Origin of the sequence: Paraburkholderia dioscoreae (assembly GCF_902459535.1) — a bacterium.
Lineage (GTDB): Bacteria > Pseudomonadota > Gammaproteobacteria > Burkholderiales > Burkholderiaceae > Paraburkholderia > Paraburkholderia dioscoreae.
Genome location: NZ_LR699557.1, coordinates 1 through 13,693 on the forward strand (window position 1 = coordinate 1; position 13,693 = coordinate 13,693).

Below are 13,693 nucleotides of genomic sequence, written 5' to 3' on the forward strand. Positions count from 1 at the left end.
CAATTGCGGCCGTCACGTCGACGGCTGCAAGCTGCTTCGATTCCTGCTGGATTCTGGTCATCTCCGCCGTCATACGGGCCCTCTCGGACTCGTATCGGGCAGACCGCGCAGCGGCTTCGTTCGCAACGCCTCCCAGTTCCGCGTTAGCCGTCTCAAGACCCGTTGCGGCAGCGTCGAGGAGCGGCTTGCTGGCAGCAAGTTCAGTCGCCGCCTGCAGATCACGCCTGGCGTCAGTCAGGGTACGGGCGACCGTATTAAGCTCACTGCGCTTTGCAGCAAGCTCTGCGACCACCGGTGCAAGAAGATCGGCCTGTGCTTTCTTTTCGCGATACTGCGCACGAAGTTCGGCCACCGACACACGTTGCTCTTCTGCCTGCGATTTCGCCTGAAGCGCCTGACTGAGCAGCGGACAGGTGGCATGCATGGCATGCCCCACGCACGGCACCTGATCGACGACTGCAGCCTGCTTCGTCAACGTCTCGAAGTGGGCGGCTTTCGTCTGACCCTGCGTCATGAGCCCCGAAATTGCAGTCTGAAGCGTCGCATGACTCACCTGCTTCGCTTCAAGATCCGCAATCATGCGCTGCAGAGGCTCCAGCTTTGCCTCTTCGCGACCGATCAGAAGTTGCGCTTCATCGCGCTTCGCCGCCGCTCCCAGAATCGCTTCCTTGCGGGCAAGCGTCGCCTGATGAGTCACCACCGCCTGCTTCAGCGAGTTGACGCGCTGCTGGGTCCGAACGGATGCTGCCTGCTCATCGCCATCCAGCGACTGCACACCTTTGACCAGCTCATGCGCGCGAACCGACAGCTCCCGCAGCCTCGCCTCGACAGTTGCCGATTCGCCTGCCTTCGCCGCCAGCGTCGCACGCTCCTGAGTCAGCTTCGCAGCTTCCTCAAGCTTCAGATCGCGTTGTGCACGCGTGTCGCGCAGAAGCTCGCCTTGTGCAAGCACGGAGCGTTCGACATCCGCTTTACGCTGTCGCTTTCCCGCGAGTGCCGTCAGATCCGTCTGTATCTCGTCGAGCGCACGGCCAAGAATCTTCGCGACATCACCGGCTTTCGCCGACAACGCTTTGAGGTGTTCAATGCCGAGCATCTCTGCGAGCAGCGTCTTGATTTCTCCCGCGCCGTACGACGCGAGCGGCCGCCGGTTCTGCGCGGAGAAGACGCTGGTAAAGAAGCTTTGAAGCGAACCGTTGATCGCTTCGACACAGCGGTTATACGTCGCCGCCTTGCCGTCCGATACCGTACCGTCGGGCAATGTAACGGGGTGCCATGTGCCGTCCGATCCATGCCAGGCAAGGTAGTACTCCGCCTTGCCTGTCTTGCCGGGTTTTCTGAATGAAAACGTCGAGCGGTACCGGATACCGTCGTGTTCCCACTCCAGCTCCTTCAGCGCGCTGGTTCCACAGATGTGGTCCCAGTATGAGAAGGCATCGACCGACAGCATCGAAGCGTGTGACGGCATGATCGGATATGGATGCAGGTTGTCCATGATCGTCGTTTTGCCCGCCCCGTTGGGGCCGACAAGCGCAATCAGGCCTTCCGGCAGCGACTCGAGGTCGAGCGTGAAGCTTTCGCGCCTCATCCCGTCACGAACGCCGTAGAAGCCTTCGAGCGTCAGTTTTAGAGGGCGCATGGCGATACCTCCGCAGCTTCGGACATTGCTGCCATCCGCGAATAGAAGGCGACATCGTCATCGTGGGGGAAAGACTCGACCATCGGATCGACTCTCTCTGCGACAGCCATAGGCGCCCGAAGCTTGCCTGCGATCGCAGCCTCGACTTTTTCGCAGGCCCGGGCGAATTCGCGGCGGGCACACGTAAGAAGCTCGTCCCAGCCGGCATAGCCGGTCAGGGTACGGATCTCCATCGGGGACCACTGCGTCGCCATGCCCGTGTGATATGACCAGAGCAGGTGCTGCATTTCAACGGCAGGCGTAACGACGACCTGACTCGCTCCCGCCGTGGTTGCGCTCAGGACAAGCATCTGGCCAGACTGCGCCAGGACGGCCCCACGGTCCTTGCCGAAGGGTTGGTGAAGAATTGCCGCCGAGAAACCGGCGTGCTCAACAAGCGACTTCTGAACGTCGCGTATGTCCTGATCGTCATTGGCGAAGATTCGAGCCCAATCGGATCCAGCAGGGTAAAGACCAAACATGATTGCACTCCGTAGGTAACAGGCGGAGTGCTCCCTGTAGGGATCGCTCCCCGCCAGGGTAAAAGAAATGAACTGCTGAGAAAGGTGAAGCAACGACTACATCGATGCGTCGCGAGACGCGGTGAAACCTCGTTTCGATAGCCGCGACAGCTATCGGAACAGGGCTACTGTTCCACTGCAGGAGAGCCATACCGGCCTCTCCCGCATTCGGGCAGCAAACTACGCTGCAAACAGATCATCTTCCAGCCACGACATCTGTGCGGCGGGCAAGACCTCGACCGTCGCATCAGGCACCGTGTCGCTTTCAGGCTCCAGCGGAATGTCCACCGGCAACTGGCCTGACGACGAGACTGGCTCAGGCACCGGTTGCGCCACAGCAGCGCCAACGTCTTCACCGGCCAGGCCGGCCAGCACCGCAGCAGCAATCGCTTCCGCATATCCAGCCTCAAGCAACCGGTACCGCTCGACGATCGGCGCAGCCTCCACGTTCGCGTGTTCGGCCCACCGTTCAATCTTTCGATCGACAGTCGGCTCGATACTGATGCCTTGCGAACGCGATCGGGTCACCGGCAGGATGCGCGGCTCAAGCTTGAGAGCCGACGCGCCAGCGAAAAGCGCTTCGATCGCGTCGCGGTCTACCGATTGGCGATGCTCCTCGTCCACCTGCCAGCGAACACGGACGAACTTGTCGCCTGCGTCAGCCGCGATGGCCGCGAGTCGCTCCATGTCCGGGGGGCCGTCGAAGTCAACGCAGATCGTCTCGCGCGCCGGCGTCGGAACAAGCAACGCTCTCGCGCTCCCTGTCTCAACGTCCCACGCGAGATAGCCCTTGTCACCTTCCTCGCCGTAGTGAAACCGACCAGGCGACCCGGCATAGGCCACGACACGGCCGCCGCGTTCCCACTGCTGCGACTTGTGAATGTGGCCGAGCATGAACGCATCGCATTCGGCCTCGAACAGTGCACCGAGTGAAAACTCGTGATCGAAGCCCGCCATCGTGACGCCATGCTCAGTCGTGCAACCGTTGACCGTGCCGTGCGACACACCGACCGTGCGAATGCCAGCCGCTCGAAGCTGTGCATTGACTCGTCCAGCCGCTGCCAGGTAATCACCCAGCACCGCCTCAAGCCCCGTCGCGGCATCCTTCGCACCGACCGCGGCCGCCAGCTGCCCCTTGTTGATCGAGGGCAGGCAGGTGAACACGACATCGGCGCCAAGAGTCAGGACGCTGTGCAGCTCCTCTTCGTTGAACACGGGCCCCGCCGAACCGAAGAACTTCCCTTCGAGAAGGCTGACCTGCTGCACGCGCTCGGCGATGAATACCGGGTGGTTCGTGCCCATCAATGCGAAGTTGCGAAGCGTTCCCGGTGGCTCGTGCGAGAACGTGCCTTGAAGCATTAACACCGGCATGGACAGACTCAGGTGGTTGATGTTCCACGCGAGCCGGTTGAGAGCCGGAGCATGTGCATCAAGACGATGGTCAGTCGAATCGCCCGATATGACTGCGACGTCCATGCAGCGATTCATGGCGTCGCGCACCGCGAAGGAAAAACACCGGTCCGCCTCATCGAGGTTTTCTGGTGAGTAATGCAGGTCAGACATGTGAGCGATTTTCACGTCGCCTCCTGAAAAAGAAAAAGGCCGCCCGCAGGCAGCCTCAATGGATTTCGCGCCGTGCGGCGCGTTCGAAAAATGGTTATCCGGACAGCGTGTCGCGCACCTTCATCAGCGTGACGCCAAGCAGGTTCGTGCCCCGCCAGTTTGCCTTGTCGAGAATCAGCGGGTCGCGCTCGCCAAGTCCTACTCCCCAGATGCGGTCGTAGGGACTGGCTTCGACAAGCTCGGTCGGCGCGGTCGCCAGTAGCAGCGAACGCAATCCGGGATTCTGGGCAAACTTCTCCCGGCATCCCACATAGACGATCGACTCGCGCTTCGCTTCCCACGCTGCAAGGTCAAAACCTTTGACGCCCCGTCCGATCGCCTTCTGATCTTTCGGGTGTCGCGCCGCGAGGATCGCTTCCGCCGCTGCCTCGTCGCCGAAAAGCTTGGCCTTGGAGAACATCATGAACTGTTCAACGGACGTGAAATTCACGTCGTGATAAGCGAACTGGCAGCGATGCCAGTTACTGAGGGCGTCCTGCTCACCAAAAAACAGCGTGAAGTTTGCGATCTTGCGCATGGTTGAAGCTCCTAGAAGACGGTCATGCAGCCGTCGCCTTCTCCCCAATTGATCTGCAGCTTCGCAGGTTCGGGTTCGATGAACGACGTGCTCATACACTGCTGACATTGGACAACGATCCGCTGCGTCCGATCCGCAGTGAAGACCTTGAACAGGTCACCACCACAACCGCCGCAACGCATCTGCTGCAGACCCGTGAGGGTGCCCAGATCGTTCGACATGAAGCTGATACTCCATCAAGACAGGGAAATGATCCGCCGTGATGGCGGAAGAATTCGATGCGCAGATGTGCGCGGTCGAAAACGCTTTAGCAAGTCCGCTTGCTGAAGGGCTCTCGTACGCGAGGAAAGAAGAAGGATGACCAGCCCCGAAGGGGCTGGTCAGGTTTAGACGTAGCTATTTGCCTGTTTGATGTCATCGTCGAACGCAACGGGATCATCGAGCGCCGCTGTAAGGCGTGCGTTCATCTGATCGACGTCTGCCGGTCTTTCCGCCCAGCCGCGCCCGAAGGTGACGTGTGCGTATCTGCGGAAATCCTGCTGACGATCCGGCTGACTCATACCGAGCCGGTTCAGCAAATCCGACATGCGGTGACGCTTGTCTTCAAGGGTTTCATCCGGCTCCGGTCGCCCGGCCGTGCCGCCACCCTCGACGTCCGCACCACCGGCGCTGTCAGTTTCACCATGCATCGGCCCGCCCGTTTCCGGTTCACCAACGTCGGCTTCCCCAAACGTCTGCGGCAGCACTTCGACGTTACCTGCTGCTTCGATCAGGGCAACCGCCCGGTTCGCCGCATCAAGCGCCGGTTGCGGCTCGTCGCCTGCATCCAGTAGCGCGCCGAGATCGATATCGGCATCGAGCACGGTCAACATCTGCTTCTGACGTACGGCCTGACCGTTCTCATCTATGCGGGTGATGTCGAACTCCTTCTTTGACAGCCAGAATCGCGTGCCGGTCAACCTGCCACGCGCGAGCGAGACGGTTTGCATAGCGGAATATGCTTTCTGCAGGACGTAAATCGAATTCGTCGGAAGTTCGATCAGCCCAAGCCCCTTGACGTCGGGAATCGCGAACACGAAGTTCGCGCTCAGATTGCATTTGCGGTCCTGATACTGCGGGCACACATGCGGATCGCAGAGGCCGTCGGGAATGTCGTCGTCCTGCCGCTGGATGACAAGGCGTCCACCGAAAGACCGCCGCACCCGTTTTGCACGCTCGTCGCGCTCGACCGGCGCATAGGTCTTGCAGTAGCGCTTGCCGTCGCGACCATATTCCGAGAAGTACTGGCGGCCGGTCGTTGTGTATGCGGCCATCTGGTTGGGCACGTTGCGCAGCCAGTCGTCAAAGGCAAACATCACTGGGAATCGATGCAGCTTGACGCCATCGCCACGATCCGCACCATAGAGGCGAAGAATTTCGTCTGCCGTGTCGGGGTTTGAAAAGTCGGATCGTCTGCAAGTGAAATGCGCGACGTTTCTCGGGATGAGCGCGTTGCGCAGCTTGAGTTTTGTCTCAATGACCTTTCCGATCGTCTCATATGAGTCGCCGGCGGCCACCATCGCGTTGTACATCTCAACGGCCTTCGGGTTGCCCTGCGCAGCGCGCGTTAGCACCTTGATGCCGGGCCTGATCTTACCGATGACCGGCGGGCGGATTGCGCGCTCTTCGACCAGACTGCGAGGCGCGTTGTCGAACATCTGGACGACTGCGTTCATGAAGGTTTCCTTGCGAGAAAGAAGATGGCGTTCGTACGCAACGTGGTGGCCTGGGATTCCATCTCCCGGGCAGCGACATTGCCGCGACGTTCGCTGACATGGTGGATAAAGACAGAGCGCTCCGCATCGCTGAACATCGCGACCTTCGCGACCTCACAGCGGCTGCGCCAGGCGTCGGACGTGGTGTCCAAAGCGCCACGCTCGTTGTCGAGCTGAAGCTTGATGGCCTCAGCGATACGTTCGTTGAGGCGGTCGTGCAACAACATAAGCACCTCCAGTTGAGAAAAGCCCATCCGGGATGGACGGACGAAAAAAAAGCCCGCTCCGGTAAGGGAGCGAGCTTCGTGAAATCAGGATAGATGTGACCTACGCGCCACGTCCCTTCTGGGGACGTGGCGAGCAGGGAGCGGCACCGGAAACCGGTGCGCTCTGTCAGAGGACGTAAAGTCGTCCTCGCGCAGCATGGTCACGCCGCGCAACAGCCCTTTTCGGAAAATACATTCCGCCGCAGGAATCACGGATCAGCCAACTTCGATCGTTCTACCCAGATCAGGCTCTGGAGAGAGAACACCCGAAAACCTGGGTTCGAACGATGTACCGGCGCAAAGAATGCGGGCCAGGTACGAGTATCACAGCTGAAATTGGGGAGTCTGTAGCGGGCAGACTCAGCACAAGAAGATTTCCACACCGGTAGCTATCCGGTCGGAGCATGCTCAGGAGCACGACTTGGAGAAAGAAGATGGACTCCGGGCTTGGAGTCGAGGTCGATGCGTCAGAGACGCGGGGAATGGATTGAAGTATCCGGGCAAATTGCCCGAGAGAGCATCTTAAAGCTCACGAAATTGATATAGCTTTTGCCTCCTTGACGGTTAAGTGTTCAGTGAGAATTTATGTGAGAGAGAACACATACACCGAGAACACGTTATGTCTGGCTTCGAAACGGAAAAGCCCGAGGCGGCTGACCCAGAACGACTGATTGCCCCTTCCGCTGCTGCCCAAACGGGCGCGGGCGGTCTGCGACCCATCAAGCGTCTGACGAGCGATGACCGCCTTGCGCGAATTCATCCCGAGACGCTGGCCAAAACCGAGTTGCTGTACTACTCGGACTTCGCGCGCACCTTCGTGAGATCCGATTACAACTTCTGCGCGGCAAAGATGACCGTTGCGCGCGGCGGCAAGCTTCTCGCGCTGGAGGCGGAATTCCACACGGCAGAAGCGTTTTTCCGCAAGGCACTCGCCTGGGCCAATAAGCTGCACGGTCGCAGCACCGGCCTTGAGCCGGAGCGCGTGACGCTCGAAATCAAACACCCGATGTCGGGGCGCCTCGTGCGACTGCTCACGATTTACGACCAGCTCTTTAGCAAGACCATGGAAGCCCTCGTTGGGCGCTCGGTGATGGCACACGATCGCAAGTCTGCGCTGGACGCTGCTGCCGCTCGCATCAAGCAGATTCCCATCCTGTGCATGCCGGACAACGACCGCTACACCCCGGAAGGCGTCCTGCTCCCGGACCACGACGACACGCACTGAACCCCGCTGGCTTCGCCGCCGCCGGGAGAGGTCATCCTTGACATCGGGCGGTATCGGGCAGGCTGTAAGCCAGACAACGAGAAGAGGCATCTTCATGGACATTCGCGAGATCCAGCGACTGCACGCGCAGTTCGCCCCGGATTCGATGGTCATCGACCTTCCCCGCCAGATCGCTGCATTGCCGGCGCCGGGCGATCATTCTGAATCCGACCCGTCGCGGGCGATGCATGCTCGCATGGCAGGCGTGGCGCCACGTGCCAGACAAGGTGCGATCGGACTAGCCATTGCAGCTATGGTCGCCATGAGCGGAATGGGCGCAGCGTCGCTTTACAGGAATTTTCAGGCGGGTCACCACTCGGCGTCGACGGTCTCAACAGCGCCCGAACAGAAGTCGGACGCGTCGCCCCAAACCACAGAGAAGCCGGCGTTTCAGGAAGTCGACGCCACGCCCGCTCATCCGGTCAGCGCCGCACCCACCCTGAGCGCCAGCGACTTTGCTTCCGCCGGTTCGCTCGGCCTTACCGCCGACCAGTTCAGGAACTCCCTGAGGTCCCCGGCGCGCGCCGGTCAGCCTGTAACGTCGCCTTCCGCGCCCGCGCTGTCGAGCGAAGCACAGCTCGCGGCCGTCTCACCGATCCATCGCGCGGGCGCGAGCCGTGAAGCGGCTGCCGCAGCAACGCAGCCGACGCCGCGGGCGGACCCGGCGCCTGCTCAGGCCGTTGTCGTTGCCAAACCTGCACCAGCGGCTCAGACCAAAGCGCAGTCCGCACAGGCCGCACAAGTCACGCAACCGCCGGCGGCTGCGGCACAAGCGCCCGCTCCGATGGCGCAACCGGCACAACCGGCGCAGCCGGTACAGCCCGCCGAAGCAGCCAAACCGGCCCGCGCTGCGCACCGCCATATCTCGCGCCCTCGCGCGGAGCAGAACGCTGAGTCCAATTCAGACGCCAAGCCGTCGGCCGAAAGCCGCGCCGGGTCCACCGAAGTGAAGATGTTCTAGGAAGCCCTGACATGAAAAACGAACTTTCGATCACCCTCGTATCCGCCGGCTGCACGATCAGCGGCGACATGATCGTTGATCACGGCGTCAGCTATTTCGGCCTGCTAGACGGCGGCCTCATCTCGACGCAAGGCCTGCTGCACGTTGGCGACGGCGGCCTTATCAAGGGCAATGTCCAGGGCGACCACGTGCGCATCGACGGTCGCGTCGACGGCAACGTCCACGCGCGGGGCACGCTCGAAATCAACGGACACGTCTCGGGCGACATCATGTACTGCGGCACGATCCGCCTCGGTCCACGCGCCGCTCTCAACGGCACACTCAAGCGTGTGGCGCGCATGCTGACGGTCGAACCGGAAGCCAGCGAGAGCGCGAATCCAGTGCTTGCGGCCACATCCCCGGCTGCGGCCGCGCCAGAGCGCCCCGAATCAAACGTGACCGAATTCTCGCGCGCGAAGGCCTAAGGCCGATAAACCTCGCAGTTGCTTTCTCCGACCAGCCAAGCCAGCCCTTTACTATCATCCACGGCCGAAAAGCGAATGAAGAAGACCCTCGCCTTGCTGCTAACCGCTTTTGCCACCAGTGCTTTTGCACAAGGCATTGCTGACCCGATCCCGACGAACAGCCCAGCAATTGGCCAGCGCACGCAAACTCTCACCCTCCAAGACAGCGAGCACTCTGTTCCAGCGCAGGTGTTTTATCAGGTGACTCTCTCCTGGGGCGGCCACATCGTCAAGTCGCTCACCATCCTGACTGACGACCGGAAACAGGCTACCGCGGCAACTGAAGAAGAGCTTCCCTACCTCAGTGCCTGTGACGCCGCCAGCTGTTCAGCCGGCGAGCTGCATTCCGGCTTCATGTTGTCTGTTACGCCCGCCGTTGCAGCTGACGGATCCATTCTGACGTTCTACAAAATGGTCATTTCGGCAGCGCTCCCCGCCGAAACCACCGACACCTCAAGCGGCGCCTTCCACCTGTCGCAGGGCCAGGCAATGACCATCCCACTCAATGGGTTGTTGCTGACAATCAAGGCGCGCGTCGTCTAACGATTTTTTCTGCCGTGCAGGAAATCGCCGCAAAAGGTCGCAACGCTCGCTACATAGGTGGATAAATGAAGGTAAAGGATGCAATCACGTGGGTCGCTGTAGCCGTTTCGATCGCCATGCCCTTCACGGTGATCAACATGGTCGAAGCCTACCTGGAGAATGGCTCCGCTCTGACAAGAGCGTCCCTCATTGAAGTAGACATGGTGAGGCTGTCACAGCTCAGCGGTGACGTCCGGAGCCTTCCCGCTCCGGATGGGTCGCTGCTACTGACAAGACACGGCCTGAGTTCGTCCGAAGCCTTGCAGCAGAGGATAAAGCTCGCGCAAACCACCTTTGCGCAGACTCGCGCGGACGTCGAAAATACAGCGCGCCGCGTTTGGCGCAACACAGCTATCGGTTTCTTTTGCGTAGCGATCAGCAGTTGGCTCGCAGTGACGCTGGCTATCGTGTTGCCACGCAAACGCGCGGACGGCTCCGCCGCTGCGGCGTGACTCTCATTCAAAAACCAGCGTGAGTTACCACACCCGCGACTGGGAAGCCGCAGCACAGGAAGCCGCCTTCGACGGGCTCTGCTTCTGCATGCTCAGCGACGGCCGGTTTATCAACCGGCAGGCAATGCCGGATGAGACACCGCACCGGAGTCGCTTTGCCCTAGCCTCTGATTTTTTTGAACAGCACATTGCCCTGATCACCCCTGTGCCGCATCCCTCGCGGATATGAATCAAACGAATAAACATCACGTTGAAACGGAGAACCAATATGCAATTCGTACGCAAAACGTTGTTCGCGACGGCAGTCGCAGCAAGCCTAATCGCGAGCGCCCACGGGGCAACGACAGTCCAGACGCTGGACATTACCTGGTACAAGGACGGTCAGGTGATCGACAGCGGACGACACATCATTAACGACGATACCGGTCCGGCACCGTACCTGAATCGCAGCGGGAAGGAAGTCGGATACGCGGTTTGCTCCGGCACCGCGGGCGCAATGCGCCTGAGCGCGGAAAAGAAGTTCGTCGGGCGCTCGCTGCTGATCGAGCCTGTGTCAGTCAATTCCGGGAAGGTACGGCTCTCGGTCTCTGCAATCGACACCGTGCTCGACGGCATCCGTAAGGTTGGAACCGCGGACTGCACTTCCGAGGTGGTCGATGTCCACGGCTACACCGCATCGGATCTCCCGGTTGAACTCGCCGACGGCCAGACCGTTGAGGTGCCGATGAAGAACCCGCAATACCGGCTCGTGCTCAATCTTCACCGCGACGCTCTTTGAGCAAGAAGCGAAACGGGAGCCAAAGGCTCCCGTTTTCTTTTCGGCTGTGCCGCCGCTTTTCCGACTTCTCCATCCCCGTAGCTGCGGCATTCTGGCACCCGGCACAGTCGACGCTCGGTGCGCTAAGCAACGCTTTCGCGCTGCCACACAAGCGAGCCGCGCAAGGAGGCGGCTTGGGGTTTATACTTACTCCGTCTCCTCCATGTTCTCCATGCATGGATTCAAGCCCGCTTTGGCGGGCTTTTCTTTTCCGGACGACGTAGTCGCGCCGGCAGCGCCCAGCGCCCGCGACGCTCGCACGCCAGACTTATTGCGGCAAAAAAATGCCGGGAAAGTCCTTCTATGTGCATCAAATTGTCAAGGAATTGTTTTGAGGACGTGTGTGGCTGGCGTTGGCAAGACTGCCCCGGGGCCTGCATGCGCTAGAGTCGCAGCTGGCTGAGGGGGGGCAGGCACAGCCTGTGAGAAGCAAGAAGTCACGCCCGTCGTGAACTGCTGTGCAGGAGTTATCCACGGCCGGCCGGCGGGTCGCATCTAGAGCACGACGCCGGCCGGCGGTGGATAACTCCTGATCATCATGAGGCAGGCCCCTCCTGGTAACTGTTACTATGGTCCAAGTCTGTTTCGTGTCTGAAGCCGATCATCGCGCGCGTAAGACTCCAACGTCTTACTCACCTTCTATCCGCTGGCGTGGTAGCCAGCCTTATTCTGCATGCGCATTGCGCCGGAGTTGTGTCCGGGAACACGCCCCATCTTAAAATCGGTTGCACATGCAACCAGGACTTTCCACGGGCGTGTCCACTCCAAACCGTTTGTGCTTGCGTAGTTGCCTGACTGACCGTTCCTCCTTCCTGCCAAACCTTTAGGGGGCTGCTTACGCCGGCTTCAGCTGTGCACCTTCGGGTATTACGCCGTCCTTCAGATAGCGCCAAAGCGCGATCGCGAGACGTCGCGCCACCGCGACGATCGCGATCCGTCGGGCACGGCGGTTGGGCCCTGTGCCTTGGGTGCGCCGGTTGAACCACTGGGTGAGTGCGCTGCCGGGCTGATAGCGCAGCCAGGTCCACGCGATCTCGACCAGCAGCGCGCGTACGCGCCTGTTGCCTTGCTTGCTGATGCCCTGATCGGTCTGGCTCTCGCCGCTGTCATACGGCTGCGGCACCAGTCCGACACACGCGCCCACCTGGCGCCGGTTGTGGAAATCGCGCCAGTAGAGTTCGAGCGCGAGGCGTGAGGCGCTCACTTCGCCAACGCCCTTCAGGCGTGCCAGGGCATCGCTGCGTGCGCGCGAGGGTGCCGGCACGCTGGCCTGGCGGGTCTTTTCGAGTACAGCGAGCTGCTGCGCGACGAACGCGCGCCGTTCGCACTCGCGCAGCAGCCGCTCACGCAGTTCCGGCGGCAGGGGCGTGCCGTCGTGACACCGCACCTCGTCGCGGGCGAGCCGGTCGGCAAAAGCACGATGGGTGACGTCTTCCCAGCAGCCGAGCGTGGCCAGCAGCTTGCGCATGCGGTCGAGGTGCTGCAGCTCTTCCTTCTGCAGCTGCCCGCGTTCGCGCATCAGGTGGCGCGACGCTTCATCCTGCGCGGACGGCACGTGAACCACGTGCATGCGGTCGCGCTCGCCGTGCAGCCATGCGCGCAGGTTGACGACGAGCTTGATCGCGTCAAGCCGGTCGGTCTTCGCACGCCGCTTGTGACGCTGGACCGGGATGCTCGCCGGATCCACGACGTAACACTCGATGCTGTGGGCCTGTAGCGCGCGCCAGATCCAGAACGCGTCCTGGCCGGCTTCGTAGCAGACGACGATGCGTACGCCCGCTGGCAGGGACCACCTTTCCCTGTGCTGGTCAATCAGCGCCAGCACGGCTTGCAGGCGCGCTGCGGCCTGCGGCTGGTCGACCGTGTGGACGGCTGGCCGCTCGCGCCGGCCGTCGTGCAGCGCGACCTTCCACTTCTTGGCCGCGAGCTCGAGTGAGACAGCCAGCACGATTTCGTCAGTACCCGACTGATATCCCTGGTCGTTGCCCATGATCATCTCCTCCTACAGTAGCCTCGCGAGTTGATTGTAGGCATCAGTCTCTCGCCGGCCCAGACGCTCATAGAATCTTAAGCCTCGACTAGTATTACTTCATCCAACACCAGCCCGGGGGGCCGCTATGGGCGCGTTTCGTGTGGTTGTGGGTATGTGGATTTCCCCGGATCTCGCTGCCGTCAGGCGCGTATCCGCCGATTCGCCAATTGTCGACCATGGCAGCTTCGATGCAGCGGCAATCGGTCAGGCATTGGACGAATTCAATCCGTGCGGAGAACGGATTCGAATCCGGTTCGCCGACGACACTGTCGATCTGGCGACTGCCCGCGCAAGGATAGATGGAACGCTGCTGGGACCTCCGGACTGCCGCGACTTCGCGCAAGCGGTCCTGACCGCGGCCGGCAGGTCCAGGGGGCCCGTTATCAAGGTACGGGAACAGTGGTCGACGCTTCCCTCCCGGAAAGTGCAACAAGCCACTGCAGCGCCGCCGAGTCTCTTGCTGTTCGCGCTTTACGGAACGTTCTACAGCACGATGATATGGCTGCAGCAATTCCAGATGAGACTGCGTATCAGGGCGGCCGAACCCATGAACTTCATGCTAGACGGCCCCGGCAAGGCAGACTTGCAGGGGACTCTCCCAAGGGAACTGTCGGATCTCTTCGAAGCGCACTTCGGTTTCGCCTATCGCCCAGACTGCCTGGTCGCGAGGCTGGCGCACTCGCGGCTGCCCGACTGGATGCAGTAATGGAGGACAGGCTCGAT

Annotated in this window: 16 protein-coding genes; 8 read left to right on the forward strand and 8 right to left on the reverse strand. The window is 61.1% G+C overall.

From position 1 onward, the window contains the following. The 7 genes from PDMSB3_RS37250 to PDMSB3_RS37280 all read right to left on the reverse strand — a co-directional run. Positions 1 to 1,639, reverse strand: a 1,639-nt coding sequence (locus PDMSB3_RS37250; protein WP_165190313.1) for an SMC family ATPase, incomplete at its 3' end; no start/stop codon positions are given. Further along, complete coding sequence (locus PDMSB3_RS37255) at positions 1,627 to 2,160, reverse strand: hypothetical protein (RefSeq protein ID WP_165190314.1); 534 nt, start codon at positions 2,158 to 2,160, stop codon at positions 1,627 to 1,629. The genes PDMSB3_RS37255 and PDMSB3_RS37250, both read right to left, overlap by 13 nt. A 219-nt stretch (positions 2,161 to 2,379) precedes the next feature. Next, on the reverse strand, positions 2,380 to 3,777 hold the full coding sequence (locus tag PDMSB3_RS37260; RefSeq protein ID WP_197740330.1) for a metallophosphoesterase family protein: 1,398 nt from the start codon (positions 3,775 to 3,777) through the stop codon (positions 2,380 to 2,382). A gap of 79 nt (positions 3,778 to 3,856) precedes the next feature. After that, entirely contained in the window at positions 3,857 to 4,339 is a 483-nt protein-coding gene (locus PDMSB3_RS37265) for an NADAR family protein (RefSeq protein ID WP_165190315.1), read from the reverse strand. 11 nt (positions 4,340 to 4,350) lie between these two features. Next, entirely contained in the window at positions 4,351 to 4,560 is a 210-nt protein-coding gene (locus PDMSB3_RS37270; protein WP_088177004.1) for a hypothetical protein, read from the reverse strand. A 165-nt stretch (positions 4,561 to 4,725) separates the two neighbouring features. Beyond that, positions 4,726 to 6,054 carry a recombination directionality factor gene (locus PDMSB3_RS37275; RefSeq protein ID WP_165190316.1) on the reverse strand — a complete coding sequence of 443 codons (1,329 nt, stop codon included), beginning with the start codon at positions 6,052 to 6,054 and terminating at the stop codon, positions 4,726 to 4,728. Then, entirely contained in the window at positions 6,051 to 6,320 is a 270-nt protein-coding gene (locus tag PDMSB3_RS37280) for a DUF7696 family protein (RefSeq protein ID WP_327197063.1), read from the reverse strand. Before PDMSB3_RS37280 ends, PDMSB3_RS37275 begins: the two co-directional genes overlap by 4 nt. 658 nt (positions 6,321 to 6,978) lie before the next feature. Here PDMSB3_RS37280 and PDMSB3_RS37285 point away from each other — a divergent pair. The 7 genes from PDMSB3_RS37285 to PDMSB3_RS37315 all read left to right on the forward strand — a co-directional run bounded on the left by PDMSB3_RS37285 (position 6,979) and on the right by PDMSB3_RS37315 (position 10,899). Next, a complete protein-coding gene (locus tag PDMSB3_RS37285; protein WP_128589943.1) occupies positions 6,979 to 7,584 on the forward strand; it encodes a DUF1845 domain-containing protein in 606 nt (201 codons plus the stop codon). Positions 7,585 to 7,678: 94 nt separating this feature from the next. Beyond that, complete coding sequence (locus PDMSB3_RS37290) at positions 7,679 to 8,584, forward strand: hypothetical protein (RefSeq protein ID WP_165190317.1); 906 nt, start codon at positions 7,679 to 7,681, stop codon at positions 8,582 to 8,584. Between the two features lie 11 nt (positions 8,585 to 8,595). Further along, a complete protein-coding gene (locus PDMSB3_RS37295; RefSeq protein WP_165190318.1) occupies positions 8,596 to 9,048 on the forward strand; it encodes a bactofilin family protein in 453 nt (150 codons plus the stop codon). A gap of 75 nt (positions 9,049 to 9,123) precedes the next feature. After that, entirely contained in the window at positions 9,124 to 9,630 is a 507-nt protein-coding gene (locus tag PDMSB3_RS37300) for a hypothetical protein (RefSeq protein ID WP_165190319.1), read from the forward strand. A gap of 65 nt (positions 9,631 to 9,695) precedes the next feature. Next, the gene (locus PDMSB3_RS37305; protein ID WP_165190320.1) at positions 9,696 to 10,121 is read left to right on the forward strand and encodes a hypothetical protein; all 426 of its coding nucleotides are present in this window, start codon (positions 9,696 to 9,698) and stop codon (positions 10,119 to 10,121) included. Positions 10,122 to 10,140: 19 nt separating this feature from the next. Next, positions 10,141 to 10,350, forward strand: a complete 210-nt coding sequence (locus tag PDMSB3_RS37310) for a hypothetical protein (RefSeq protein WP_165190321.1) — start codon at positions 10,141 to 10,143, stop codon at positions 10,348 to 10,350. A gap of 39 nt (positions 10,351 to 10,389) precedes the next feature. Next, positions 10,390 to 10,899 (forward strand): hypothetical protein, encoded by a 510-nt coding sequence (locus PDMSB3_RS37315; protein WP_165190322.1) that lies wholly within the window; start codon positions 10,390 to 10,392, stop codon positions 10,897 to 10,899. A gap of 874 nt (positions 10,900 to 11,773) precedes the next feature. On the opposite strand, the gene PDMSB3_RS37320 is transcribed toward PDMSB3_RS37315, so the two are convergent. Continuing rightward, positions 11,774 to 12,928 (reverse strand): IS110 family RNA-guided transposase, encoded by a 1,155-nt coding sequence (locus PDMSB3_RS37320; RefSeq protein WP_197740331.1) that lies wholly within the window; start codon positions 12,926 to 12,928, stop codon positions 11,774 to 11,776. 127 nt (positions 12,929 to 13,055) lie between these two features. Here PDMSB3_RS37320 and PDMSB3_RS37325 point away from each other — a divergent pair, with 127 nt between their 5' ends. Further along, positions 13,056 to 13,676 (forward strand): RNA-binding protein, encoded by a 621-nt coding sequence (locus PDMSB3_RS37325; protein WP_165190324.1) that lies wholly within the window; start codon positions 13,056 to 13,058, stop codon positions 13,674 to 13,676. Positions 13,677 to 13,693 lie beyond the last annotated feature (17 nt).